General features: G+C 71.7%; 26 protein-coding genes. 15 read left to right on the top strand and 11 right to left on the bottom strand.

Going from position 1 to position 25,185, the window contains the following annotated elements; translation table 11 throughout:
- The 4 genes from ACFY36_RS04880 to ACFY36_RS04865 all read left to right on the top strand — a co-directional run bounded on the left by ACFY36_RS04880 (position 1) and on the right by ACFY36_RS04865 (position 4,520).
- Entirely contained in the window at positions 1-1,002 is a 1,002-nt protein-coding gene (locus tag ACFY36_RS04880) for a proline racemase family protein (protein ID WP_499744554.1), read from the top strand.
- A 7-nt stretch (positions 1,003-1,009) separates the two neighbouring features.
- The gene (locus tag ACFY36_RS04875; protein ID WP_499744553.1) at positions 1,010-2,515 is read left to right on the top strand and encodes an aldehyde dehydrogenase (NADP(+)); all 1,506 of its coding nucleotides are present in this window, start codon (positions 1,010-1,012) and stop codon (positions 2,513-2,515) included.
- A 78-nt stretch (positions 2,516-2,593) separates the two neighbouring features.
- Complete coding sequence (locus ACFY36_RS04870) at positions 2,594-3,754, top strand: cytochrome P450 family protein (protein WP_499744552.1); 1,161 nt, start codon at positions 2,594-2,596, stop codon at positions 3,752-3,754.
- 22 nt (positions 3,755-3,776) lie between these two features.
- Positions 3,777-4,520 (top strand): hypothetical protein, encoded by a 744-nt coding sequence (locus tag ACFY36_RS04865; protein WP_499744551.1) that lies wholly within the window; start codon positions 3,777-3,779, stop codon positions 4,518-4,520.
- Here ACFY36_RS04865 and ACFY36_RS04860 read toward each other — a convergent pair.
- Complete coding sequence (locus ACFY36_RS04860; protein ID WP_499744550.1) at positions 4,480-4,947, bottom strand: nuclear transport factor 2 family protein; 468 nt, start codon at positions 4,945-4,947, stop codon at positions 4,480-4,482. The genes ACFY36_RS04865 and ACFY36_RS04860 overlap by 41 nt on opposite strands.
- 149 nt (positions 4,948-5,096) lie before the next feature.
- On the opposite strand from ACFY36_RS04860, the gene ACFY36_RS04855 reads away from it, so the two are divergent.
- Positions 5,097-5,564 carry a cyclic nucleotide-binding domain-containing protein gene (locus ACFY36_RS04855; protein ID WP_499744549.1) on the top strand — a complete coding sequence of 156 codons (468 nt, stop codon included), beginning with the start codon at positions 5,097-5,099 and terminating at the stop codon, positions 5,562-5,564.
- On the opposite strand, the gene ACFY36_RS04850 is transcribed toward ACFY36_RS04855, so the two are convergent.
- The gene (locus ACFY36_RS04850; protein WP_499744548.1) at positions 5,546-6,397 is read right to left on the bottom strand and encodes a TetR/AcrR family transcriptional regulator; all 852 of its coding nucleotides are present in this window, start codon (positions 6,395-6,397) and stop codon (positions 5,546-5,548) included. The genes ACFY36_RS04855 and ACFY36_RS04850 overlap by 19 nt on opposite strands.
- A gap of 61 nt (positions 6,398-6,458) precedes the next feature.
- Between ACFY36_RS04850 and ACFY36_RS04845 the strand changes: the two genes are divergently transcribed.
- Together ACFY36_RS04845 and ACFY36_RS04840 are read left to right on the top strand one after the other, a co-directional pair.
- Positions 6,459-6,836, top strand: a complete 378-nt coding sequence (locus ACFY36_RS04845) for a nuclear transport factor 2 family protein (RefSeq protein WP_499744547.1) — start codon at positions 6,459-6,461, stop codon at positions 6,834-6,836.
- Positions 6,837-6,847: 11 nt separating this feature from the next.
- Positions 6,848-7,636 carry an LLM class flavin-dependent oxidoreductase gene (locus tag ACFY36_RS04840; protein WP_499744546.1) on the top strand — a complete coding sequence of 263 codons (789 nt, stop codon included), beginning with the start codon at positions 6,848-6,850 and terminating at the stop codon, positions 7,634-7,636.
- On the opposite strand, the gene ACFY36_RS04835 is transcribed toward ACFY36_RS04840, so the two are convergent.
- The 3 genes from ACFY36_RS04835 to ACFY36_RS04825 form a co-directional block, all read right to left on the bottom strand.
- Positions 7,612-9,867, bottom strand: a complete 2,256-nt coding sequence (locus ACFY36_RS04835; RefSeq protein ID WP_499744545.1) for a hypothetical protein — start codon at positions 9,865-9,867, stop codon at positions 7,612-7,614. The genes ACFY36_RS04840 and ACFY36_RS04835 overlap by 25 nt on opposite strands.
- Positions 9,868-9,871: 4 nt before the next feature.
- A complete protein-coding gene (locus ACFY36_RS04830; RefSeq protein ID WP_499744544.1) occupies positions 9,872-10,747 on the bottom strand; it encodes an EamA family transporter in 876 nt (291 codons plus the stop codon).
- Between the two features lie 67 nt (positions 10,748-10,814).
- A complete protein-coding gene (locus ACFY36_RS04825; RefSeq protein ID WP_499744543.1) occupies positions 10,815-11,408 on the bottom strand; it encodes an NADPH-dependent F420 reductase in 594 nt (197 codons plus the stop codon).
- A gap of 70 nt (positions 11,409-11,478) precedes the next feature.
- Between ACFY36_RS04825 and ACFY36_RS04820 the strand changes: the two genes are divergently transcribed.
- On the top strand, positions 11,479-11,958 hold the full coding sequence (locus ACFY36_RS04820; protein WP_499744542.1) for a MarR family winged helix-turn-helix transcriptional regulator: 480 nt from the start codon (positions 11,479-11,481) through the stop codon (positions 11,956-11,958).
- Here the strand turns inward: ACFY36_RS04820 and ACFY36_RS04815 are convergent.
- Positions 11,955-12,794: an aldo/keto reductase gene (locus ACFY36_RS04815; protein ID WP_499744541.1), complete on the bottom strand. Its 840-nt coding sequence runs from the start codon at positions 12,792-12,794 to the stop codon at positions 11,955-11,957. The genes ACFY36_RS04820 and ACFY36_RS04815 overlap by 4 nt on opposite strands.
- A gap of 141 nt (positions 12,795-12,935) precedes the next feature.
- On the opposite strand from ACFY36_RS04815, the gene ACFY36_RS04810 reads away from it, so the two are divergent.
- The gene (locus ACFY36_RS04810) at positions 12,936-13,655 is read left to right on the top strand and encodes an L-type lectin-domain containing protein (protein ID WP_499744540.1); all 720 of its coding nucleotides are present in this window, start codon (positions 12,936-12,938) and stop codon (positions 13,653-13,655) included.
- Between the two features lies 1 nt (position 13,656).
- On the opposite strand, the gene ACFY36_RS04805 is transcribed toward ACFY36_RS04810, so the two are convergent.
- Positions 13,657-14,478, bottom strand: a complete 822-nt coding sequence (locus ACFY36_RS04805) for a helix-turn-helix domain-containing protein (protein ID WP_499744539.1) — start codon at positions 14,476-14,478, stop codon at positions 13,657-13,659.
- A gap of 102 nt (positions 14,479-14,580) precedes the next feature.
- Between ACFY36_RS04805 and ACFY36_RS04800 the strand changes: the two genes are divergently transcribed.
- On the top strand, positions 14,581-15,417 hold the full coding sequence (locus ACFY36_RS04800; RefSeq protein ID WP_499744538.1) for an SDR family oxidoreductase: 837 nt from the start codon (positions 14,581-14,583) through the stop codon (positions 15,415-15,417).
- A 24-nt stretch (positions 15,418-15,441) separates the two neighbouring features.
- Here the strand turns inward: ACFY36_RS04800 and ACFY36_RS04795 are convergent, their stop codons facing one another.
- On the bottom strand, positions 15,442-18,804 hold the full coding sequence (locus ACFY36_RS04795; RefSeq protein ID WP_499744537.1) for a phosphodiester glycosidase family protein: 3,363 nt from the start codon (positions 18,802-18,804) through the stop codon (positions 15,442-15,444).
- Positions 18,805-19,001: 197 nt separating this feature from the next.
- On the opposite strand from ACFY36_RS04795, the gene ACFY36_RS04790 reads away from it, so the two are divergent.
- The 3 genes from ACFY36_RS04790 to ACFY36_RS04780 are packed head-to-tail and all read left to right on the top strand — an operon-like array spanning position 19,002 to position 21,131.
- Positions 19,002-20,039 (top strand): sensor histidine kinase, encoded by a 1,038-nt coding sequence (locus tag ACFY36_RS04790; RefSeq protein ID WP_499744536.1) that lies wholly within the window; start codon positions 19,002-19,004, stop codon positions 20,037-20,039.
- Positions 20,036-20,671: a response regulator gene (locus ACFY36_RS04785; RefSeq protein WP_499744535.1), complete on the top strand. Its 636-nt coding sequence runs from the start codon at positions 20,036-20,038 to the stop codon at positions 20,669-20,671. The genes ACFY36_RS04790 and ACFY36_RS04785 overlap by 4 nt, the downstream gene beginning before the upstream one ends.
- 58 nt (positions 20,672-20,729) lie before the next feature.
- A complete protein-coding gene (locus tag ACFY36_RS04780; protein ID WP_499744534.1) occupies positions 20,730-21,131 on the top strand; it encodes a hypothetical protein in 402 nt (133 codons plus the stop codon).
- On the opposite strand, the gene ACFY36_RS04775 is transcribed toward ACFY36_RS04780, so the two are convergent.
- On the bottom strand, positions 21,049-22,212 hold the full coding sequence (locus ACFY36_RS04775; protein ID WP_499744533.1) for an NAD(P)/FAD-dependent oxidoreductase: 1,164 nt from the start codon (positions 22,210-22,212) through the stop codon (positions 21,049-21,051). The genes ACFY36_RS04780 and ACFY36_RS04775 overlap by 83 nt on opposite strands.
- A gap of 74 nt (positions 22,213-22,286) precedes the next feature.
- On the opposite strand from ACFY36_RS04775, the gene ACFY36_RS04770 reads away from it, so the two are divergent.
- Together ACFY36_RS04770 and ACFY36_RS04765 are read left to right on the top strand one after the other, a co-directional pair.
- Positions 22,287-22,757: an RrF2 family transcriptional regulator gene (locus tag ACFY36_RS04770; protein WP_499744532.1), complete on the top strand. Its 471-nt coding sequence runs from the start codon at positions 22,287-22,289 to the stop codon at positions 22,755-22,757.
- Between the two features lie 67 nt (positions 22,758-22,824).
- The gene (locus ACFY36_RS04765; protein WP_499744531.1) at positions 22,825-23,220 is read left to right on the top strand and encodes a DUF6188 family protein; all 396 of its coding nucleotides are present in this window, start codon (positions 22,825-22,827) and stop codon (positions 23,218-23,220) included.
- Here ACFY36_RS04765 and ACFY36_RS04760 read toward each other — a convergent pair.
- Together ACFY36_RS04760 and ACFY36_RS04755 are read right to left on the bottom strand one after the other, a co-directional pair.
- Entirely contained in the window at positions 23,144-23,626 is a 483-nt protein-coding gene (locus tag ACFY36_RS04760) for an alpha/beta fold hydrolase (protein ID WP_499744530.1), read from the bottom strand. The two genes, ACFY36_RS04765 and ACFY36_RS04760, sit on opposite strands and share 77 nt — an antisense overlap.
- A 124-nt stretch (positions 23,627-23,750) precedes the next feature.
- On the bottom strand, positions 23,751-25,184 hold the full coding sequence (locus ACFY36_RS04755) for a hypothetical protein (RefSeq protein WP_499744529.1): 1,434 nt from the start codon (positions 25,182-25,184) through the stop codon (positions 23,751-23,753).
- Position 25,185: the final 1 nt, after the last annotated feature.

Here is a 25,185-nt window from a genome sequence, read left to right as displayed (position 1 = left end):
ATGCGCGCGTCCCGCATGTTCACCGCGGTCGACTCGCACACCGAGGGCATGCCGACGCGGGTCGTCACCGGTGGTGTCGGCACCATCCCCGGCGCCACCATGAACGAGCGCCGCCTTCACTTCATCGAGCACCTCGACGGCATCCGGCAGCTGCTGATGAACGAGCCGCGCGGGCACGCGGCGATGAGCGGCGCGATCCTTCAGCCGCCGACCCGGCCGGACGCGGACTTCGGCGTGGTCTACATCGAGGTGTCGGGCTGCCTGCCGATGTGCGGGCACGGCACGATCGGGGTGGCGACGGTGCTGGTCGAGACCGGCATGGTGCCGGTCACCGAGCCGGTCACCACGATCCGGCTCGACACCCCGGCCGGCCTGGTCGTCGCCAGGGTGCACGTGAGCGACGGGCACGCCGACGCGGTCACTCTGGAGAACGTGCCTGCGTACTGCGACCGGCTGGACGCGAGCATCGACGTTCCCGGCCTCGGCACGGTCCCGTACAGCCTGGCGTTCGGCGGCAACTTCTACGCGATGGTCGACCTCGACGCGGTCGGGCTGCCGTTCGACCGGGCCCGTCAGCGCGACATTCTCGACGCCGGGCTGGCCATCATGGAGGCGATCAACCAGCAGGACCCTCCCAAGCACCCGTCGATCGCCGGCGTCGACCACTGCCACCACGTCGAGTTCCTCGCGCCGGGCTCCGACGCCCAGCTGTCCCGGCACGCGATGGCCATCCATCCGGGATGGTTCGACCGCTCCCCCTGCGGCACCGGCACATCGGCCCGGATGGCCGAGTTGTGGGCGCGCGGCGAGCTGGCGCTCGGCCAGGACTTCGTCAACGAGTCGTTCATCGGCAGCCGTTTCACCGGCCGGCTGATCGGCGAGGCGACCGTCGGCGGCCGGCCCGCCGTCCTGCCGACCATCACCGGACGTGCTTGGGTGACGGGCATAGGCCAGTACATGCTCGACCCGTCCGACCCCTATCCCACCGGCTTCGCGTTCTGAGGTTCTCATGACTGACGTAATCGGCGCCGCGGCCGCGGCCGACTTCGGCGCCTTCTCACCGCGCGATCGGGCTCGCGCCCTGGTCGCCGTCGCGGACGCGCTCGACGCCGCGGCCGACGAGCTGGTCCCCGTGGCGCAGGCCGAGACGGGCCTGGCCGAGGGCCGGCTGCGCGGCGAGCTCAAGCGGACCACCGTGCAGCTCCGGCTCTTCGCCTCGGTCGCGGCCGCGGGCGAGTTCCTCGACGTGCGCATCGACGACGCCGACCCGGACTTCGTCCTGGGCCCACGGCCCGACCTGCGGCGCTACCGGGTGCCGCTCGGCCCGGTGCTCAACTTCGCGGCGAGCAACTTCCCGTTCGCCTTCTCGGTGCTGGGCGGCGACACGGCCTCGGCCCTGGCGGCGGGATGCCCCGTCGTGGTCAAGGCCCACCCCGGCCACCCGAAACTCTCCGACCGCACCGCCGAGATCGCCCGCGCCGCGATCGCGTCGGCCGGCCTGCCGGCCGACGCCCTGACCGTGATCCACGGTCAGGAGGAGGGCGTCGCCGCGCTGCGCGACCCGCGGATCACGGCGGCCGCCTTCACCGGATCGGTGGCCGGGGGCCGTGCGCTCGCCCGTATCGCCGCCGAGCGCGAACACCCGATCCCGTTCTACGGCGAACTGGGCAGCATCAACCCGGTCGTCGTGACACCGGCCGCCCTCGCCGAGCGGGCCGACCAGATCGCCGCCGGTTTCGCCACCAGCGTCACCAGCTCCGCCGGCCAGCTGTGCACCAAGCCGGGCCTGCTCTTCGTCCCGGCCGTCACTTCCGCACCCGAAGGCGACGCATCGGGCGACCCGGCTGGGGATGCTTCCGTGGCCGGGGGAATCGCTGGGCTTGCGGCCGGTGCCTTCGAGGCGGCGGGGCCGCATCGGCTGCTGCATTCCGGCATTGCCGAGGGTTATGCGCGGCGGCGCGACGAAGTGCTGGGCACGCCGGGGGTCACGGTGGTCGTAGCGGGCGAGGTCTCCGACCTTGATGCCTCGCCGACGTTGGTGGAGACCGATCTGGCGACGCTGATCGAGCATCGGGACACGTTGCTGGACGAGGCGTTCGGGCCGTTGTCGGTGGTCGTTCGCTACGACCCCGGCGGGGCGCTCGCCGGTGAGCTGGCCGGGCTGGTCGAGGGGTCGCTGGCGGCCGGTGTGCACACCGGCGCCGGTGAGGACTCGCCGTGGCTGCGCGATCTCGTCGCGCTGTTGAGTGACCGGTCCGGGCGGCTGCTGTTCAACGGGTGGCCCACCGGTGTGGCGGTGACGCCGGCCCAGCAGCACGGCGGACCGTGGCCGGCCACCACCAACCCGACCACCACGTCGGTGGGCACGGCCGCGATCGACCGGTTCCTGCGGCCGGTCACCTATCAGGACTGCCCGCCCGCGCTGCTTCCCGAGCCGCTGCGCGACGACAACCCGTGGGACGTTCCGCAGCATCGCTCCCCCGCCGGCGAGTCGGCCCACTGGGGCGAGATCTGACGATGGCCCGGCCCGGTCGCGCATCGCGATCGGGCCGGTACTCTCATCGATAGCCATGGATGGCGCGGAGGAGAGCCCATGACGCAGGACGCTCAGCTCGATCTCACCGACCCGGCGTTCCACGCCGACCCTCATCCGTTCTACGCCCGGCTGCGCAGCGAGGATCCGGTGCATCGGGTGCGGCTTCCCGGCGGGGCCGACGCCTGGCTGGTCACCCGGTACGAGGACGCCAAGCATGCGCTGAGCGATCCGCGGCTCTCCAAGCAGTACCCGGCGATCGGCCTTCCCTCGGTCAGCCGGCACATGCTCGCGGCCGACCCGCCCGACCACACGCGCCTGCGGCGGCTCGTGTCGGCGGCCTTCACCGGCCGCCGCGTCGAAGCGCTGCGCCCGCGTATCGAGGAGATCACCGCGGGACTGCTGGACGACATGGCGGGGCGGCGCGAGGTCGATCTGATCGACGCCTTTGCTTTTCCGCTGCCCATTCAGGTCATCTGTGAGCTGCTCGGGGTGCCGGCCGGCGATCGCGACGCCTTCCGGGAGTGGACCACCATCATCGTGGGCGGGCCGCAGCCGGGCGTCGACCACTCCGGTGCTGTGCTGGCGTTGATCGCGTACATCCAGGAGTTGCTTGCCCGGCGGCGCCACCAAGGTGGGGACGATCTTCTGGCGGCGCTGCTCGAGGTGCGCGAGGAAGGGGACCGGCTCAGCGAGGACGAACTGACCTCGATGGTGTTCCTGCTGCTCATCGCGGGGCACGAGACCACGGTCAACCTGATCGGGAACGGGGCCTGGCTGCTGCTGAACGAGCGGGAGCGGTGGGAGCGGGTGATGGCCGATCCGGGGCTGCTGCCGGCGGCGATCGAGGAGATGCTGCGGTTCGAGGCGCCCGTGGAGACGGCCACGTTCCGGATCGCGGCGACCGATCTGACCATCGGCGACCAGCGCATCGCGGCCGGGGACCAGGTGGTGATCGGGCTGTTGGCGGCCAACCGGGACGAGCGCTTCCCGTCGCCGGACGAGATGGTGCTCGACCGGGACAACAATCCGCATCTGGCCTTCGGGCACGGCATCCACTACTGCCTGGGGGCGCCGCTCGCCCGGCTGGAGGGGCAGATCGCCTTCGCGCGGCTGATCGAGCGGTTCCCGGGTCTTCGCCTGGCGCCGTCGGCCCGTCCCGAGTGGCGGCCGGGGCTGCTTCTGCGCGGGCTGCGGGGTCTGCCTGTGTTGTTGTCTTGAACCGCGGTTCCACAATTGGGGAATGCGGTGGTGGGGGCGGGCGGAATGCCCGGTACGGGAGGTGGAGCGCGACTGGATCGAGACGTCGCTGGACTGGATGATCGGCGAGTTCGGGCGGGAGCGGCTGCTGGGGACGGTCGTGCTGCCCACGGACGAGTTCTTCCCGGGGGTCTACCGGGGAAGCCGGGACGACGTCCGCGCGGTGTTCCGCCGGGTCTGCGCGCACATGGGGGTCGATCCGGCGCGCATCGACCTCGAACACGATGCTGACGACGAGGACGACGGGTTGGCCGCGTACGTGCCGTTGAACCGGCGATGGCACGTGGCGGCCGGGCACCACCGCGTTCGGAACGGGCGCTCGGTCATCGGCATCCGCGACGACAAGGCGGCCGAGCCCATGGCCCTGGTCGCCACCATCGCCCACGAACTCGGCCACGCGATCCTGCTCAACGACGACCGCGGCGCGGGTGGCGGGCTACGGATCGATCCGGAGCGGGAAGACCACGAGCCGCTCACCGATCTGCTGAGCGTGTACTTCGGGCTGGGGATCTTCGCGGCCAACGCGGCCTTCGAGTTCAACCGGCACGAGGCGGGATACCGGACGTCGCGGCTGGGTTATCTGACGGAGCCCATGTACGGCTATGCGCTGGCACGCTATGCCTGGCTGCGCGGGGAACCGGAACCTTTGTGGGCCCGGTGCCTGGACACCAACCCGCGGGTCTATCTCAAGCGCGGGCTTCGCTATCTGGAGCGGAACCCGGCCTGACGCCGCGGGCCAGGGCGGCCAGCGTGTCGTGGTCGATGCGGTGGGTCAGCGCGTCGGCGTGGCGGTGCAGGAGCAGCCAGCGGTCCTCTTCCCGGCGGAAGACCAAAGTCACCCGCAGGGACCAGTCCTGGGTCAGGCCGCCTACGCGGCCGTGCTGGCGTTCGATCAGGACCAGCACAGCCAGGTCGCCCGACTGGTGGGCGGCAACGATCTCGGTCTCCGCCTCGCCGCCCTGGAACCACTCCGCGATGCCCGCCACGGCCTCGTCCGTCACAGTGGCGCCGTGATCGACCTCGCCTCCGTACGGGGACATCAAGGTGTAGTCGCCGGCGTGCGGGAGCAGGTCGAAGTAGCCGCGCGCGTCGCCCCGGATCAGGCAGCGGGCCGCCGCGGCCACCCGGTCGAGCAAGGGAGCAAGGTCGGTCATCGGGCCATGGTGACGGCCCGGGCGCCGAGACGCCGCCGGATAGGCGACAACGGGCGGCCGGCGGCGGAAGTAACCGGGCCGGCCGGGCCGGAAGGTTGACGGTCCTTTCGGCCCTACTGGGAGCCCGGCCGCCGGACAAGCCTGGAGCCATGACCACACTGTCCGTCTTCGATCTGCTCACCATGCACGACTTCGTGGCCGACATGCCGGCGCACTGGACGCACCGGCTGTCGTGGGCGGGCCGCCCGGTCTACCGCGCCTCGGGGCACCGGCTGTGCCGTGAGGACGGCGCGGCCGACCGTTTCTGGCTCGTCCACTCCGGGACGGTCGCCATCGACCTGTTCGTGCCCGGCCGTGGCGAGGTCACCATCGAGCGCCTCGGCGCCGGCGCCGTGGTGGGCTGGTCGTGGCTGCTCCCGCCCTGCCGTTGGCGCTTCGGCGCCGTCGTGGCCGAGGACATCCGGGCCGTCGAGCTCGACGCCGTACGGGTCCACAAGCTCATGGCCGAGGACCCCGGCCTCGCCCTCGACCTGGGCCGGCGCTTCCTCGCCGTCACCGGCGATCGTCTGGCCGCGGCCCGGCATCGTCTGGTCGAGCTCTACGCCGTGGCTCCGTAGTCACCAAGCCCCCGCTCCAGCAAGGCGAAGGCCTCCGCTCCCTCGGCCGCCACCACCGCCGAAAGCTCACGAACCGCCGAAAGCTCACGAACCGCCAACGACGGCTCACCGCCCGCCGCCCCAGCCGAGGACGAAGGCGAAGGTGACGGCGAGGGCGAAGGTGAGGGCACGGGCGAAGGTGAGGGCACGGGCGAAGGTGAGAGCACGGGCGAAGGTGAGGGCACGGGCGAAGGTGAGGGCACGGGCGAAGGTGAGGGCACGGGCGAGGACGCGGGCGAGGACGGAACGGCCGTTGCGCCGGAGGGAAAGGCGCTGGACAGCACGATCTCGCGGACGTGCCGGACCAGGGAGCGCTGCACCGCCACCAGCGCGTGGGCGACCACCCGGGCCTGGACCGGGCCGGCCGGCAGGTGGGTGGCCAGGGCGTCGGCCGTACGGATGTAGGAAAGCTCCTCCCGCGCCCGCAAAGCCGGACTGTCCGCGATGACCCGGTTGACCGTCCGCAGGCGGTCGAGGGCCCGCGGATCGTCGCCCGCCCGGCCCAGCAGGCCGCCCGACTCGAGCAGCAGGCGGCGGAACGCCGACAGGACGCTCTCGCCCGCCGGCCGCGCGGCCACCGCGTCCACCAGGTCGAGCCCGTACCTGTCCAGGCGTTCGAAGAACAGGTCCTCCTTCGACGCGAAGTAGTTGAACACCGTCGCCTCGGACACCCCGGTCGCCGCCGCGATCTGCGCCACCGTCACGCGCTCGAAGCCGCGGTCGGCGAACAGCTCCCACGCCCTGTCGGCGATCTGGCGCCGGGTGCGCTCCTTCTTCTCCTCGCGAAGTCCCATCCTGCTCTTTCTTTTTTAGTCGCTCTAAGTTTAGAGTGACTCTAACAATCGAGGAGGCGACATGCCAACAGCAACGCGCGCCACGATCGACGACCTTCAGCAGCGGGTCAACCGGGCCCTGCTCGACGGGGACTGGCGCACCCTGACCGAGCTCGTCGCGGCCGACGCGGTGATCACCGGGCCGCGCGGCTTCGTCATCGACCGCGACACCTGGATCGGCGTTCACCGCGAGAGCGAATACGAGCAGGTTCGACTCGATGTCGTCGAGAGGACCACGCACACGTACGAGGGCTCCGGTCTGCGCTCCGACCTGGTCGAGTCCGAGTGCCGATACCACGGCGAGGTGATCCGCGGCCGGTTCCGCGTGAGCCAGATGTGGGCCACCTCCGGCGGCCGCTGGCAGCTGGCCGCGCTCCAATACACGACGGCGGCCGCGTGATGGACGTCAGCGTGAGCATCACCAACCACCCCGTCGATCTGCGGGATCTGGGCCGGGCCGCCGACGACTGCGGGTTGCACACGCTCTGGGTCGCCGATCACCTCGTCCAGGCCGATCCCGCCGCCAAGGCCACGGATCCGATGCTCGAGGCGTACTCGGTCCTCTGTTTCCTCTCGGCCGTGACCTCGCGCGTCCGGCTGGGGGCGATGGTCAGCCCGGTCACCTTCCGGGCTCCCGCGCTGCTGGTCAAGACCGTCACCACGCTCGACGTGCTCTCCGGCGGCCGGGCCTGGCTCGGGCTCGGCGCCGGCTATCAGGCCGACGAGGCCGAGGCCATCGGCCTGCCGCTGCCCCCGGTCGGCGAGCGCTTCCGGCTGCTCGAGGAGACGCTGCGGCTGGCCGCCGCCACCTGGAAGGGCGACACTCCGCTCTCCTATCCGCCGCCCGTCGCCCGGCCGCCCGTCCTGATCGGCGGCACCGGCGAGCAGCGGACGCTGCGCCTGGTGGCCGAGCACGCCGACGCCTGCAACCTGTTCGACGTCCCGGACGGCGGCGCGACCATCCGGCGCAAGCTCGACGTGCTGCGCCGGCACTGCGACGCCGTCGGCCGCGACTTCGGCGGCATCACCAAGACGGTCGCCACCGGGCTGGCCGACGGTGAGCCGGCGGCGGCTTTCGCGGCGCGGTGCGCCGAGTTGCGGTCGTACGGCATGGACCATGTCGTCGTCATCACCCGCGGGCGCCCTTTGACGCCCCGTGATGTCGAGGTCGTGGCTCAGGCGCCGGGCCTGATCTCGTAGACCGTGGCCGCGCCGTCCTGATAGCGGATGTCGGCGAGCCGGGTCAGCGCGGGCGCGACCTCACCGGCCCGGCTGTCGGCGAACAGCCATCTCACGCCGTACTCGTCGCGCAGCCGCCGGATGTCGGCCTCGTCGCCCCGGGCGAAGGCGCGCTCGTTCAGCTCGTGGACCGCGGGGTCGGGCGGAGGCTGGAAGTAGTACGCGAGCCCGTTCTTCCCGTGCGCGGCCACCGCCGAGTCCGAATAGCCCCAGCTCTCGATCAGCATGCGCCGCCCGCTGAGGCCGGCCACCCAGAAGGCGCGGGCGTTGCACTTCTCGGCATTCAGAGGGACGCAGTGCACGTTCGTGGCGACCAGGTCGTCCTGGCCCGAGTGCTCGCCGAGCCAGAGCGCGGCCCGCATCTCGGCCGCCGTCACGGCCACGGCCGGTCGCACCGTCGGCCGGGGGTCGTTCAGGCTCGCCAGCTGATAGCTCACCCCGCCGGCCAGCCCGGCCGCGACGACCGCGGCGATCAGCGCCGTCGGCAGGGCCACCAGGGCCCGCTTGCGCCGGATGGCCACCGCGATCCCGGCCGCCACCACCACGGCCACCGCCGTGATGAGGAACGGCTCGGCCAGGGCCTTGCCCCATCCCACGAAGTTGTTCCGGGACGGCCCGTGGATCTGCGGCACGACCACGACCCAGGCCGCGGCGGCCAGCGCCGCCCCCACCGCCGCCGCCCGGAAGCGGTCGGCCCGGTCGGCCAGGGCGCAGACGGTGAGCAGCGCGCCGAACGGGGCGGTGCCGGCGAAGAAGTAGATCTGGCTGGACGACGGGTGCCAGAAGACCCAGACCGCGCCGACACCGGCCAGCACGATCCCGCCGAGCAGCCACCAGGCCGCGTCGAAGTCGCGCGGCCGCAGGGCCAGGCCGAGCAGGCGCGGCGCCTGCGACACCACCCACCACAGCACGACGAAGGCGACGAAGAGGTGGCCCGCCGTCACGGCGTGGGCCACCCCGTCCGGCACCAGGCCGCCGAGCTCGATGCCGTCGCCGGAGCCGATCGTCCGCTCGTACGGGGGCATCCGGCGCAACGTGCTCAGGAACTGCAGTTGCAGGGTGCCCGCTCCCCCACCGGCGAACAGCCTCAGTCCGGCCAGCATGCCGAACCCGGCCACGGCCAGCAGCCCGGCCGCCGTCCACGGCACGCGCCGATGCTTGATCAGCAGCGCCACGCCGGCCAGCCCAAGACCGGCCACCAGCGGCGGCAGCGCGCTCGACTTCGATCCCGCGCAGGCCACGGCGAGCAGCGGCAGCGCCGCCCACATCCAGCGCAGCGGCCGGCCGCGCAGCGCGTCGACCGCGATCACCGTGAAAAGGGCGATGAGCGGCATGACGTACGTCTGTGAAGGGCTGATCAGCATGACCGGCAGTCCGCTGCCGAACGGCATGACCGCGCCGTTGGCCAGCATGGCCCGGCCGGCCACGACGGCCGCCGCCGCGACCGGGCCGGTCCACCAGCGGCCGCTCACCGTGCGGGCCAGCGCCGCGAAGACGAAAGCGGCCGTGCCCACGATCGGCAGGAACCACAGTCGCAGATAGACGGTTTCCGGCGCGATGCCGGTGAGGGCCGAGGCCGACGCGATGTCGGCGTCGGACAGGTAGTGGTAGCGCAGCGTCTCGCCGTCCACCTGGGGCACGTGGAACGGGATCGTGCGGGCCATCTCGTGCACCAGCGCGAGGTGGTAGTAGATGTCCTGGTAGATCTGGAACGTCGTCGGCGGCAGCGGGACCGTCCGGAGGTTCGTCACCCCCGCCAGCACCACCAGGAGCAGCACCACCGACATGCCCCACGACCAGGCCAGGGGCAGCGGCTGGGGATCGCTGATCCGCCAGTGCCGGCGCAGTCCGGGCACCGCCACGAAGAGCAGCACGACCAGCCCCAGCCAGATCGGCAGCAGCAGCCCGGCGCCGGTCGCGGCCGTCAGCGCCCAGCCGATCAGCTGCACGACGAGCCCGGCCGCCGCGCCCAGGCCGAGGTCCTCGGGCCAGTTGCCGCGGCTGCCGTGCAGCGCGCGCAGCACGAGCGTGCCCGGGAGCACGACGGCGACCGCGAAGTAGGCGGCGTAGATCGCGATCGGCCCGGCCGGGGTGTCGAGCCGGAGGAGCGTGGCGACGGCCGCGACCGCCGGGATCAACCACGGCAGCACCCGCCACAACACGTTCGCGCGGGGCTTGTCCGCTGTGGTCATGTAGTTACACCTGAGGGCTCGAGTCTGTGCGCCGGCTGTGCGCCGACGGCGCATCGTAACCACCCCGCACAAGCGCGATCGCGGCCAGGCTGACCAGCATCAGCGCGACGATCGGGGCCGGGCCGAGCCGCTGCCCGAGGATCACCAGCCCGGCGACCGCCGCGGCCGCCGGTTGCAGGCTCATCAGGACGCCGAAGATCCGGGTCGGCAGCCTTCTCAAGGCGATCAGTTCCAGGGTGTACGGGATGACGCCGGCCAGAAGCGCAACGACGACAGCGCCGCCGAGCAGGCGCGGTTCACCGAACGCCTGTACCGCCCCCGAGAAGCCGAAAGGCAGCACGAGCAGCGCCGCGACCGCGAACGACACCGCCAGTCCGCCCACCCCGCTGACCGCCCCGCCGAGCCGCGCGCTGAAGACGATGTATCCGGCCCCGCACGCGCCCGCCGCGAGCGCGAGCACGAGCCCGGCCAGCGGCACGTCCGCGCCGGCCCGCAACCCGAGCAGCGCCACCCCGCCCGCGGCCACCAGCGCCCACGACAGGTCGGCCAACCGCCGCGTCTGCACCAGCGCCAGCACGAGCGGCCCGGCGAACGACGCCGTCACCACGATCCCCTGCGGCGCGATCCGCAAGGCCAGGTACGACAGCATGGTCAGCCCGGCCGCGAACGCGCCGAGCAGGATCGCGGCCCGCCACGCGGCGCCCGTCCACCGCCACACCCGGGGCCGCACGACGACGGCGAAGACGAGCCCCGCCAGCCCCATCCGCCAGGTCAGCACGCCCGCCGGGCCCAGCTCCCCGAAAAGCGTGCGCGCGACGGCCGACCCCGACTGCGCCGACGCGACCGACGCCACCACCAGCATCGCCGGCGCTGCCCTCATGTCGCCGACGGTAGGTGCGGCCGCTTCCGGGGCGGTACGAAGACGTACCACCCCGGGGTTTCAAGCGTCAGGCGACGACGGCGAAGCCACCCGTCCAGGAGACCTTCTCGGCGGCGGCCAGGCCGATCTGGAGGAAGCCGAGGGACTCGAGCTCGCGGGCCCGCTTGAGGCCGCCCGCGTCGACGGCGCGCAGACCGGCCGCGGCGACCACGCCGGCCAGCAGGGCCTTGGCGTCGGCGTCGTCGCCGGCGATCAGGACCGCGGTCGGTTCCGTGCCGTTGGTGCCGGCGACGAGCGTACCGGCGAAATTGGTGTTGAAGGCCTTGACGACGCTCGCCGTGGGCAGGGCCGAGGCGATGCCGGCGGCGGCCGAGCTGTCGGCCGGGACGACCAGGTCGTCGAAGGTGGCGAAGTCGACCGGGTTGGTGATGTCGACGACGACCTTGCCGGCCAGCTGGCTGGCCCGCTCGGCGATGATGCCGGCGACGGCCGCGTGCGGCACCGCCAGCACGACGATGTCGCCGGTGACCGGCTTGGCGGCGTCGGCGCTGGTGAAGGTCTCGACGGTGTTGCCGCCCTTGGTGACCAGGTTCGCGATCGCCGCGCCCATGTTCCCGGTGCCGATGATGCTGACGTGTGCCATCTGGACCATCTCCCTCATTGGTTGTTGCTACAACTATCGCATCGAACCTAAGTTGTAGCAACAACCAATTGCGTGGGATGATGTGGTCATGGACACACGATGGCTGACCCCCGAGGAGCTGAACGCCTGGGTTCGCCTGGCCGCCGTGCTCGAGCTGCTGCCGGGGGTGCTGGAGAGTCAGCTGCGCCGCGACGCCGACCTCGGTCATTTCGAGTACTACGTGCTCGCGATGCTCTCCGAGGCCGACCGGAAGACGCTGCGGATGACGGCGCTGGCCCAGATGACCAACGCCACCCTCCCCCGCCTCTCGCACGTCGTGCAGCGCCTGGAGACGCGCGGCTTCGTCGAGCGTTTCCCCTGCCCCGAGGACCGGCGGGCGACGAACGCCCGGCTCACCGACGCCGGCTGGGAGAAGGTCAAGGCGAGTGCGCCGGGCCACGTCGCCACGGCCCGGGAGTACGTCATTGACGCCCTCACCCCGGAACAGATCGCCCAGCTCAGCGAGATCACCGGCGCGATCCTCACCCGCCTCGACCCGGGCGGCAAGTTCGCCGCCCGGCGCTCCTAGACCAGGGCCTCGTACTCCTCGTCGGTCAGCCGGATCTCCGCAGCGGCACAGTTCTCCTCCAGATGCGCCACCGAGGAGGTGCCCGGGATCGGCACCATCACCGGGGAGCGGCGCAGCAGCCACGCCAGCGCCAGCTGACCGGTCGTCGTGCCCGGGTGGGCCGCCGCGACCTTGTCGAGCGGGCCGCCGGGCCGGGCCAGCGCGCCCGCGTCGACCGGCGCCCACGGGATGAACGCGATGCCCTGCTCGGCGCAGTAGTCCACCAGTTCCTCGGCCCGGCGGTCGCCCAGGTTGTAGCGGTTCTGCACCGAGGCGACCGGCACTCCGAAGTCCTGCGCCTGCTTGACGTCCTCGACCGTCACCTCGGACAGGCCGACCTGCTTGGCCAGGCCCTCGTCGAGGAACCAGCGGAGCACCTCGAACTGCTCCTCGCGCGGTGTCCTGGGGTCGATGCGGTGCAGCTGCCACAGGTCGATCTGCTCGACGCCGAGGCGCCGCAGGGACAGCTGCATGCACTGCTTGAGATATTCGGCGCGGCCCAGGGCCACCCACGCTCCGGGACCGGTACGAGCAAAACCGCCCTTGGTCGCGATGACCACGTCGCCGTAGCCCTTGCCGTCGTGCAGGGCCTCCCGGATCAAATTCTCCGAGACCTCCGGGCCGTACGAGTCGGCGGTGTCGATGAAGGTCACACCGAGCTCCACCGAGCGGCGCAACACCCGTACCGCCTCGTCGTGGTCGGCCGGCGGGCCCCAGATGCCCGGTCCGGTGATCCGCATGGCGCCGTATCCGAGCCGCTGGACCGTCCGGCCGCCGAGATCGATCGTGCCGCTCATTCCGCACTCCTCAAAGCTTGTTGAGATCCCCAAACTATGCCGACGCAAACACCTGCCGCCAATGCGCCGATTCCGCGTACGGGAGCCCCTCGGCCGACCTACGTTGAGCCCGCCAACACCGCTTCTCTGGAGGACGGAACAATGTCCCAGTCTGTCTATCGCAAGCGGCTGACGGGCGGTCTGCTGACCGCCGCCGCGTCCGTGGCGGCCGCCGTCGCGGCGTCGCCCGCCCAGGCCGCGCCGGGCGGATTCCCGTTCAGCGACTTCAGCCTCAACGGCTCGGCGAGCTTCGTGTCGGCCAGCGATTCGCCCAGCTCGGTGCTGCGCCTGACCGGCGGCGGCTATCGCCAGGCCGGCTCGGCGTGGGGCGCCGAGCAGATCGACCTGACCCGCTCGTTCGAGACCAGCTTCGGCGTGCACCTGCGCGGCAACGCCCCGGGCGCGGACGGTGTCGCCTTCCTGGTGCAGGCGGCCGGCCCGAGGGCCCTCGGCGGCTGGGGCGGCGGCCTCGGCTACCGGGGCATCCACGAGAGCGTGGCGGTCGAGCTGGACGACTTCCGCAACCCGGGCGACGCCGACGCCAGCCACGCCGGTGTCGTGCTGCGCGGCAACCCGGACTACCACCTGGCCGCCGCACCGACCGGCACGCCCCTGTTCGGCACGCCCGTCTGGGTCCGTGTCACCTACGACGCCGGCACCCACAACCTGGCCGTGCACGTCGGCCGCCGGCAGCTGATCAGCACGACCGTCGACCTCGCGGCCCAGGTCGGCGCCGACATGGCGTGGGCGGGTTTCACCGGCTCCACCGGCAGCACGTCGTCGACCCAGGAGATCCTCGACTGGAACCTCTCAGTCAGCTGACTCACGGCGGCCCCGCTGTTTCCAGCTCGTTGGCCAGCAGGGCCAGGGCGTCGGCGGCCGGGCTGCCCGGCTCGGCGTGGTACATCACCAGCTGCAGGCCGTCGCTGCCGATGACGGCCAGCTTCTCGCGGCGCAGCCGCATCTCGCCGGCCCGCGGATGGTGGATGACGCCGGTGTCGCTGCCGCCGCGGTGGATGTCGTGCCGGGCCCACAGCTTGCGGAACTGCTCGCTCTTGAGCGACAGCTCGCCGATCAGCGACTGCAGGCGCGGGTCGTCGGTGTCGGCGCCCATCTCGGCCCGCAGCTGCGCCACCACGTTGCCCACGTTCTCGTCCAGGTCAGGGTGGGCCAGCCGGGCCGACGGGTCGGTGAAGAGCACGACCAGCCGGTTCGTGCCGGGCCGCATCAGCGGGGACAGCTCGGCCGCCAGCGGGTTGGCGGCCAGCACGTCCCGATAGCGGTTGACCACGAACGCGGGCACGTTCAGCGTGCCCAGCAGCATCTCGATGCCGTCCGGCACCCGGTCGGCGGCCTTCGGGGCCCGGCGCCGGCTCTTCGGCCGGGCCAGGTCCAGGAGGTACGAGGTCCCCTCGGCGTCCAACCGCAGGACACGGGCCAGCGCCTCGACGACCTGGGCCGACGGCGTCCGGTCGCGGCCCTGCTCCAGGCGCAGGTAGTACTCGGCGCTGATCCCGGCCAGCATCGCCACCTCCTCGCGGCGCAGCCCCGGCACCCGGCGCAGCCCGCCGCCGGGCAGGCCCACCTCGCCCGGCGTCACCAGTTCGCGGCGTGCCCGCAGAAAATCGCCCAGCGCGTTGTCCATGATCCCCACGGTACGAGCCGCCGCGCCCCGGTGCCTGTCCCCGCCACTACCAGGAACAACTCTGTCTGCCACTTCCCCCGCGGCCCGCGCAGAGTCGACCTCATGACATCGAAGACATGGTTCATCACCGGCGTCAACAGCGGCTTCGGCCGCCAGATGACCGAACAGCTGCTCTCGCGGGGCGACCGCGTCGCCGGCACCGTGCGGCGCTCGCACTCCGTGGACGATCTCCGGGAGAAGTACGGCGACCGGTTCTGGGTCGCCACCCTGGACGTGACCGACCGGCCGGGCGTGCGCTCGGCCGTCGACCGGGCGTTCGCCGAGCTCGGCCGCGTCGACGTGATCGTCAACAACGCCGGCTACGGCCTGTTCGGCGCGGCCGAGGAACTGACCGACGAGCAGGTCATCGCCCAGATCAACACGAACCTGCTGGGCTCGATCGCGGTGGTCCGGGCGGCCCTGCCGCACCTGCGGGCCCAGGGCGGCGGCCGGGTCATCCAGATCTCCACGTACGGCGGTCAGGCCACCAACCCGGGCGCCTCGCTCTACCACGCCGGCAAGTGGGGCATCGAGGGCTTCATCGAGGGCACGGCCCGCGACGTCGCCCCGTTCGGCATCGAGATGACGATCGTCGAGCCGGGCGGCGCCCGCACCGAGTTCCGGTTCGGCAGCCTGCAGTTGGCCACCCCGCTCGAGGCGTACGACAACACACCCGCCGCCATGGTCCGCGGGGCCAAGGACCGCACCCGTCCCCCGCTGGGCGACCCGGCGAAGATGGCCGCCCGCATCATCGAGAGCGCCGGCCAGTCACCGGCCCCGCTGCGCCTGGTGCTCGGCTCCGACGCGTACAGGTTCGTGACGAGCGCCCTGCGCGAGCGTCTCGCCCAGATCGAGCCGCAGGAGGCCCTGGCCGCCTCCACCGACTGGGCCGAGGGATGAGTCCCCTCGGCCCAGCGGCCGGGCCTACTTGACCGTCACGGTCTTCGAGGTGGTGATCGGGGCCAGCGACGCCGCGCCCGTGTAGGCGCGCATCGAGTCGCTCGTCACGGTCACCGTCACCGAGCCGCGGCGCAGCGCGGTCAGCTCGCGCGTGGCCGGGTCGAGGATGGCCACCTTGCCGCTGCGGCGGGCGGCCGCCACGGCCTGGTCGCCGCTGCCGATGGCCAGGGTGGACGAGCCGCTCCAGTGCACCGACATCGGATACCGCAGCGGCACCACCCGCGTGCCGGTCCCGACGCCCTCCGGCTGCACGATGCTGCCGCTGAGCGAGGCCGTCCGGCCCGGGGCGACCGAGACCGGCGCGTTCAGCGTGATCGACTGGGCGAAGGCCCGCACGTCCACCGTGAGCCACTGCTGGGCGGCGTTACGGGTCCGGTCGACCGACCAGTCGGCCCAGCCGGTGAAGCCGCCCCGGTCGGGCGTGCCGTACGGGTCCTTGCCCGACGACGGGTGCACGAAGTACGGGACGCCCTCGAGGCGGTGGACGTCGGCGATCTGCGCGTGCGAGCCCATCATCATCGCGCCCTTGCCCGTCCTGCCGCGGAAGTCGGTGAGCAGCTTCTCGATCAGGGCCGCCTCGTTGCGGTCGGTGATCTGGCTCGACTTGGTGTCGGCCGGGTCGTCCACCGGGTGGTGGGCGGCCACGACGACGTTGCGCACCGACGGGTCACGCTCGGCGTCGGTCAGCGCCTGGGCGAACATCGGCCACTGGTCCCAGGCCGAGGCCCGCAGCGAGCCGAGCGAGCTGGCCAGCAGGATGAACCGGGTGCCCTTGTGGTCGAAGGTCTGATACGGCCGGCCGAACTCCTTGGTGAAGTTGGTCAGATCCTGCTGGGTGTTGTCGAGGCCGTACGACTCGTGGTTGCCCGGAACGTAGTAACAGGGCACCGTTCCCGGCTTGCCCGACGGCTTCTGTCCCGCCGCGACCAGGTCGCAGCCGGCGTCGGTCAGCACCTGCCGGGCCAGCGACAGGTCCTGCGGAAGGCCCCGGTCGGTGATGTCGCCGTTCAGGATGACCAGGTCGGGCCGGGTGGCCCGGATCCGCTGGATGGCGGCGGTGGCGACCTGGGTCAGCGCCGGGTTGTCCGCGGTGAACTGCACGTCCGAGAGGGAGGCGAACTTCCACGTGCCATAGCCGCCCGGCAGTGTGCCGTCGGCCGAGACGAGCCGGTCGGCCTGGAGGGCGGGCCGGGCCGGCAGGTCGATCGAGGTGGGCACGTCGGCCTCGACGCGGTTGAGGACGAACGTGCCCGCCTTCTGCTGGGCCACCGCGGTGTTGATGCCCTGGAAGCTGGCGATCGCGATCGGGAAGACCGTGCTGGCGGGCAGCGTGAAGGTGGCGTTCTGCCACTCGGTGCTCGCCTCGAGCGCGGTGCCGTAGACGCCGGACGCCTTGCCGGTGCCGTCGTAGTAGCCGAGATACGTCAGCCCGGCCGGCACGCTGATGCTGGACTTCATGCGGACCCGTACGCGCAGCGGCTGCCCCGGCACGGCGATCCGGCCGGCGGCCGACGTGGCCGTGATGCCCACGTTGCGCATCGCCGGGAAGTCGATCTTCAGGCCGTCGGCGTCCTTCGCGAACGTGGTCGCCGCGGTGCTGTTGTTGCGCCAGCGGGCCAGCACGTCGTCATCGAACCCGTACGCCGTCACGGTCTGCACGCCGATGGTGATCGGCAGCTGGACCGACTTGCCGCCCACCGAGATGGTCAGGACCGTGCCCGCCGCCTTCAGCGGGACGATCTTCAGCTTGCCGCCGGCCGGAACCACGTCGATGACGCTGTGGTCGTACGCCAGCTTCAGGTCGGCCGGGTCGATCGACGCGGTGTAGCCCTGATCGTCGCGGCCGGTCACCCCGACCGTCACCGCCTGCGAGGCGGCCGCCTCGGCGATGGAAAGCCGCTGCGCCGAGAGCTCGACCCGGTCCAGAGCGCCCAGCACGTCGACCTTCTTGACCGCGAGCTCATGTCCCGCCCAGGCCGTGACCAGCACGGAACCGCGCCGCGGGGCGGTGACCACGCCGGACTTGACCGACCAGCGCACCGACTGCGGCTTCACGGCCACGGGAGTCTGGTGGTCGTCCACACCGGCCGCGGTCAGCGTGCGGTGCAGCCCCGGGAAGACCTTGGCCTCGCCGTTGATCAGCAGGTCGTGGAGCTTGCCGTCGCCGGGCGCCACGAAGACGCCGACACCGTTGGGGTCGTTGCGCTCGTGCCCGTCGGAGGGCACGTTCCGTACGGTGGCCTGGTCGTCGCCCAAAGCCCTGGCGACCATGGTCGTCGAGCCACCGCCGTCGAGGTTGACCGCGGTCCGCACGCCGAGCGCGGCCAGGTCGCGCGCCTCCTTGTCGATGCCGACGCCGCCCTTGCCGGTGCCGCCCGGACCGTCCCAGGTGGCCAGCACGAGGGTCCTGCCGCCGTCCTTGAAGCCCAGCGCGGTGCGCGGCGCGATCGACGGGTCGAGGCCGGGCACGACCTTCCCGTCCTTCACCACGGTGCCGCCGTTGCCCAGGGCGAACTTCATGGCCTTGCTGGCGTCGTTCGACATCCCGTAGGACAGCGTGGCCGCGTCGCCCGCCTTCAGCGCCCGCAGCGCCGTCGCCGCCGTGTCCCGCCCGACCAGGGTGAAGCCGTCGGCCGGGATCTCCCCCGCGCCGGGCGCGCCGACCGAGACGACCTTGCCGCCGGAGACGACCGCCTCCACCGCGTCCACACCGGTGAACCCGCGGTTGCGGCTGTAGGTTCCCCAGGCTCGGGTGTACGCGACCAGGCCGTCCGCGGGCACACCAGCGCCGTTGGCGGCGTTGATGGTGAGGACCTTGTGGTCGGCCCCGCCGAAGACCGCGCCGGCGTCGACGGCGAGGTCGACGAGCTGGGCCACACCGTCCTTGCTCACGCCGACGTGCTGCCGCCCGCTGACGTCGGCGGTCTTGACCAGCTGCCCGTTCTGGATCTCCCCGCCCAGGGCGGCGTTGCTGCCACCGATGTCGAAGAACTCACCGTTCACCCCGGCGACCGCGCCGGCCTTGTCGGCGGCCTCGCTGAGCGGCCCACCCGAGGCGACCGCCCCGGAGGTGAGAAGGTCGGTGCTGACGGCTTTCTCGGACAGGTCGACGGTCAGGAACCGGGCGTCGTACCAGCCGCTGCTCTCCAGCGCTTGCACGTGCCGCAGATCGATGCCGGGCCCGATCCGCTCCGCGGTGTCGACCAGCGGGATGCCACCGGTGACAGGCGCTGTGGGCTTGACCGAGGCGTTGGCGGCCACCGGCGACGCGATCAGCGTCGTGGCGGTGGCGACCGCCCCCACCCAGGGCAGGACTCTTGATCTCATGGGCCGGGACGCTAGAGATCTTGCATAACGCGAGAATGAATCACACCCAGCGCCCCCATGAACCTGTGACGCGCCTGTGTACTTGCTAAGGACCAGAACCCACCACGGCCGACGGCCTGGCCGGTGGGCCGATGAGCGGGCGGCCGCTGGGCGGACAGGCGTTTGACCCCGGGCCGGGGCTGCCGGAAAGTAAGGGCGTGAGAGCAGCCATGGCCGCGCTGACCGTCGCGGCCTTCGTGACGCTGCTGGTCGATGTGGCCGGTGGGAGCCGGCCGCCCGTGGCGCTCGTTCCCGGGGCGATCTTCCTGGTGCTGGCCACGGCCGGGTACGAGTGGGTCACGCGCAAGGCCCGGCCACGGCTCTCATACGCGTACATAATCAGTCTCTTCTGTTGTGGCTTTGCGGTCTTCGTCGTCTCCGAGGCGTCGGTCGGCGCCACCCTCATGCTGGTCGTGCTCGTCATCCAGGCGACGCTGACCATGCCGGTGGCGGCCGTGGTCGTGCTGGTCGTGCTTCTGCCGCTGTTCCACGCCGGGATGGCGCTGTCCGAGGGCGTGCGCGAAGGGCTCGGGCTGCTCGCGGCGGCTGTTTTCGCGGCCGTCCTCACCAAGCTGCTGATGCGGGAGCAGGCCGCGCGCCAGGAGCTCGCGCGGGCCCAGGCCGAAGTGGAGCGCCTGGCCGTTCTGGAGGAGCGCAACCGGTTCGCCCGCGACATCCACGACGGGCTCGGGCACGCGCTGACCGTGGTCCAGATGCAGATCAAGGCGGCCCGCGCGGTCCTGTCCCAGCCCTCGAAGGCCGACGAGATGCTCGGCAAGGCGCAGGATCAGGCCGAGGAGGCGCTGCGGGGGGTGCGGCGGTCCGTCGGGGCGCTGCGCTCGACCGCGCCCCTGCCCGAGGCTCTGAAGCGGCTGACGGACGAGACGATCATCGTCGGCCAGGCCCGCCCGCTGACCGCGGAGGCCGAGGAGTCCCTGTTCCGTACGGCTCAGGAGGGACTCACCAACGTCCACAAGCACGCCGGTGCGGCCGAGGCTCGGCTGATTCTCGATTTCTCAGACCCTGCTTGTGTACGCCTGGAGGTGCGCGACAACGGCACCGGCGTCGCCGGCCGCGACACGGGCGGTTTCGGACTGCGCGGCCTGCGCGAACGAGCGGACCGGATCGGTGGCCGCCTCACCCTGGAGCCGGCCCCCGGCGGCGGCGCCACCCTGCGGATGGAGGTGCCCGGATGACCCGCGTGCTGATCGTCGACGACCAGGCCCTGTTCCGTGAGGCCCTGGCCGTCCTGCTCGGCGTGGTCGACGGCCTGGAGGTGGCCGGGGAGGCCGGCAACGGCGACGAGGCCCTGACCCAGGTCGCGCGGACGAGCCCCGACGTGGTCCTGATGGACCTGCGCATGCCCGTGCTCGACGGCATCGAGGCCACCCGCCGCATCCGCTCCGCCCACCCGGGCACCCAGGTCATCGCCCTGACCACTTTCGACGACGACGCCGACGTCTTCGCCGCGCTGCGCGCCGGAGCGGTCGGCTACCTGCTGAAGGACGTGTCGTCGGAGCGTCTGGTCGAGGCCGTCCGGGCCGCCCACCGCGGCGAGTCGGTCCTTCAGCCCTCGGTGGCGGCCAAGGTGGTCGCCACCTTCGCCCGGGCGGCCGCGCCCCAGCCGCCCGCCGACCCGCTGTCCGACCGGGAGACCGAGGTGCTCCGCCTCCTGGCCGAGGGCCGCAGCAACCGCGAGATCGCCGCTGCCCTGTTCCTGGCCGAGGGCACGGTCAAGAACCACGTGACCAACGTGCTCGGCAAGCTGGGCGTCCGCGACCGCACCCAGGCCGCCCTGCGCGCCCGCGACCTCGGCCTGATCCCGTGACCCCACCCATGACCTTCGGCACCTGAGATCATGACCCCGGCGCCCCGACCATCGGCGTATGACGAAAACACGCTTCGCCCTCCACTACATCGAGATGGTCGTCGCCATGTTCGTGGGCATGTTCGCCCTGGCTCCCCTGTGGCCCTCGCTGGAGGCCTACCCGGCCGCCGAGGCGATGGCGATGACCGTGAACATGTCGGTCGGCATGGCCGCCTGGATGCTCGTCCGCAAGCATTCGTGGCCCCACATCGCCGAGATGTGCGCCGCGATGGCCGCGCCCTTCCTGGTGCTGCTCATCCCGTACGGCATGGGCCTCGTCGACGGCGGCACCCTGATGCTGGCCGGCCACCTCCTGATGTTCCCGGCCATGCTCGTCCCTATGCTGCTGCGGCGGCACGGTTCGACAGCCGCCCGGCCCGGGTCAGCAGCGCCTCGGCCGACCACGCCGGCGGATAGATGAACCGCGTGTTGATGATCTGCTTCTCGGCCTTGGCCCGCTCCCCGGTGTGACTGACGACCCGGTCGAAGCCCTTCGTGGCGACGGCGCCGGCCGGGCCGAGGTCGAGATGATTGCTGTACGGATCGGGGGTGAACGGCAGCGTCGCCCGGCCCAGCAGGTCGGCGACCGCGTTGTGCCCCGCGCATTTGCCCATCGGCTGGGCGTACTGGCAGCTCTGCATCGTCAGCTGCCCGGCCTCGACCATCGCGGCCGCCGTGTCACCGGCCGCGTAGACGTCGGGAACACCCGGCACCCGCATGGCGCCGTCGACCAGCAGCCGGTCCAGCCCGTCCCGGGCGGCCGGGATCTGCGCGGTGAGCGGGCTGGCCACCATGCCGACCGTCCACACCACGGTCGGGCTCGCGATGACCTCGCCGCTGGAGAGCCGGACCTCGGACGGCGTGAGTGACGTGACCGTCGTACCCAGTCGCCGCTCCACGCCGAGACGGTCGAGGGCGGCCTCGATCTCCGCTCGCGGCCCCTCACCCAGCGCCGCACCGACCGCCGAGGACCGGTCGACAAGGACGACCCGCTCGGCCCTCCCGGCCAGCTCGGTGGCGATCTCGAGCCCGGTGAAGCCGGCCCCCACCACCACGACCGTGTGCGGCGGCAGGTCCCGCAGGTGCTCATCGAGCGCGGAGGCGGCCCCGATGGTGTCCACGTCGAACAGGTGCGCCGCCCCTTCGAGCCGGGGCCGCACGACCTGGCTTCCGGCGGTCAGGACCAGTTTTCCGTACGCCAGGGAAAGCTCCTCACCGTCCCGGCCGACCGCCGTCACGGTCCGCCCGGCGACGTCGATGGCCCGCACCGTGGCGGCCACCCGCCGTACACCGACCGGCCCGAGGATCGAGTCGAGCGGCACACGCATGCGGCCCGGGTCGCTCTGATAGAGCCGCGGCCGGATCACCAGGTCGTCCCCGGCGCTGACCAGCGTGACCCCGATATTCTCCCCGGCATCGTTGGCCGCCCTCACCGCAGCCGCCGCGCTCCACACACCCGCGAATCCGCCGCCCACCACCAAAATCTCGTTCATCTTCTTCATATCCTGGACATTAAATATCCAGGATAGTTTCGTCCACCGGATGTCGCCTCCATCACGGATATAGGATGTCCAGAATGCGGATGAGCAAGGGCGTCGAATGGGCGGTCCACACACTGATCAACCTGAGCCTGCTCGACAGCGACCGGGCCCGGGTCGGCCAGCTCGCGGCGGCACACGAACTGCCCGAGGCATATCTGACCAAGCAGCTGCAACACCTGGTCAGGGCGGGCCTGCTCGTCTCCACGGCCGGCCCGCAAGGCGGTTACAGCCTGGCCCGGCCCGTGGAGGAGATCACCCTCCGCGACGTGGTCGAGGCCATCGAGGGCCCCGCTCCGGTCTTCCACTGCGCCGAGATCCGCCGGTGCGGCCGCATCGGCGAGTTCATGCCACCCTCGGACGGCCCCTGCGCCGTGAAGGTCGCCATGCACCGGGCCGAGACGGCGTGGCGTGACGCGCTGGGCGCCGAGAGTCTCGGTCGGATCAGGACCGAACTGTACGGCAAACCCGGCGTGACTGAAGTGATCAGAGCTGCGTTCCTGTTTTAAGGCCCCGTTATGAAAGCGGTCGATACGGTCCAGCTCGTCAGTTCACGCCGAGCCGATCGAGGTACGCATGTCGCCGCTCTCCCCCCTGGTTGGACAGCACCTGGAGTACGTCCGCCTGGGCGACGCCCTGGTCCTCAGCTTCTCCCGCGGCAGCCAGATCCTCATCGAGACGGCCGCCCATTTGACGACCCCCGAGACCCAGGCCCAGCTCCTGCCGGGCGACGACAGCTCCGATGCCCTGGCCTCGCTGCTGGGCGACGTGGTCAGCACAGCCCAGACAGCCGGCGACGGCGAGCTGTCCATAACGTTCGGTGCCGGCTACGAGCTGCGCGTAACCGCCGACCCCGAGGTGGAGTCGTGGGCGTTCACCAACCCCGACGGCCCTCTCATCGTCTGCCTCCCCGGAGGCGAACTGGCCGTATGGGCCAACACCAGAGCCTCAACGACGCCCAAAGCCGGCTAGCCGCAGATGAACGGCGAACAGCAGCACCGCCAGTCCTGTCCCGACCACTCCTGGCGCCGGATAGGGCCGCTCCGAAGCGACCGCGATGACGGCCCCGACGAGATAGGGCGCGGGCCGCGCGTCGGCGGCCACGAACATGGCGCCCCGCCACGGGGCGGACCAGGGCGATCTCCTGGGCGACGAAGCCGCCGAGGGAGAATCCGAGCAGATCGATCCGGTCGAGCCCGAGCGCGCCGGTGAACGCGATGATGTCGCGGGCGCTCCGCCCGGCCGGCCGGGCCGGCTCGCCGGTGGAGGCGCCGAAGCCGGCGTAGTCGACGAGGATGACCTCGCGGGACGCGGCGAGACCGTCGGTCAGCGCCGGGTCCCAGTTGTCGAGGTTGCCGCGGAAGTGCTGGAGCGGCACGAGCGGGACGTCGCCGCCCGATCCGAAGCGGCGGTAGGCGTACGAGACGCCGCCGTCCTCGGCGAACCGGGTCGGCGCGGGGCGACCCGTGACCGAAAGGGCGGCGCCGGTCGCCCCCGCGCACTCAGGGCACGAATCGCAGCTCCGGGAAATCCCGGTCGAACAGGGCGGCGAAGTGCTGGCGCAGCCAATCGGTCATCCACTGGCATTCCGCCTCGCTGCGCCCGTTGTACGGCACCGCCAGCTCCAGGGTGTCGCCGAGCATGACGGCCTGGAGGCCGAGCATCTCGAGATATCGGGTGGTCATGCTCTCCAGGAAGTCCTTGTCCCTGTGGTACGTGGTCTTGTCCGAGTAGTCGATGATCACGAAGTTGAACAGGTCCCGCCACTGCCCGGCTCCGATGAGAAGGCCGTCCACACCGATGAAGGCGGCCGGCGACATCTCGGCCCGCCACTGCCGGCTCTGCTCGTAGATGAACGAGAGAGGATCGGTGGTCCCGTGCACTGCTTCCGCGCCGACCTCGGCCGGCGTGCACCAGTCCAGTGACGCGAAGAGCTCACCGACGTAACGCTGGGCGTCCCGGTGGTCCCGCATCGGCGTCACCCCCGTGGCGGCGCTCAGGAGCCGCCCGAACCGCACTGAGGGCATCAGCTGGTCGAATCCGGGCTTCGCCAGGCGCAGCCGGGCGTGCTGAGGCAGCAGGGGCGCGCACAGGGCGGCGTCGCAGATCGCCATGTAGCTCAGCAGGAAGGAGTCCACGTCCCGGGTCCGGATCGTCTCCATCGCGCTTGCGAGCGGTTCCCGATAGTGGCGGAGCTCCGCCGGAACCGCGGCGCCGGCCCAGGCTTCGAAGGTCGCGAAGTCGAGTCCTGAGCCCCAGAGCTCGGCCGCGGTGGCGGCGGACTCGAGGATGGCCGCGACGCTCCACTGATGGTTGCCGCCGAACACGCTCAGACCGGTGACGAGCTTCTCCATACGCCGGTCGAAGTCGCTCCCCCGGCTCTTCATCTCGGTGGCCAGCGCCTCGGCGTCGAAGTTCATCAGATCGGCCAGGGAGTCCTGGACCAGGGCGAAGGTCTCGCGCAGGCCGAGCAGCGGCGGCCGGAGAGGGAGCCGGCCGCCCTTCACCCGCTCGATGTCCCCGACGAACCACTCCGTCAATCGGGTCGCGCGCTCGTCGTCGCCGCTCAGCACGGCGATGAGGTGCTCGACGTTGAGCCACAGGGAGAAGGCCCGCCCCACCTCGGCCTCGACCTCCGCCGGCATGGCGGGAAGGTTGGTCAGCAGGGGCAGCCGGACCGGGCAGCCGCCCTCCAGCAACGTGCGGACGGCCACGACCGTGGCCCGCTTCTGCAGGATCCGGCAGCACTGGAGGAAGTAGCCGTACGGCGTGGTCACGGCCTGCAGATAGTGGGTCAGCTCATGCAGATAGGTGCGCAGCGGCTCCGGCTTGCGGCCCGTGGCCGCGGCGGTCAGCAGATCCTCCTGCCGGAAGTTGAAGCGGGCGAAGAGGCTCACCGAATCGAGCCGTCCCGCCTCGACGATGTGCAGCGTCATG

This window comes from Actinoplanes sp. NPDC000266 (assembly GCF_042899005.1).
Lineage (GTDB): Bacteria > Actinomycetota > Actinomycetes > Mycobacteriales > Micromonosporaceae > Actinoplanes.
This window is presented reverse-complemented; position numbering and strand designations above follow the sequence as displayed.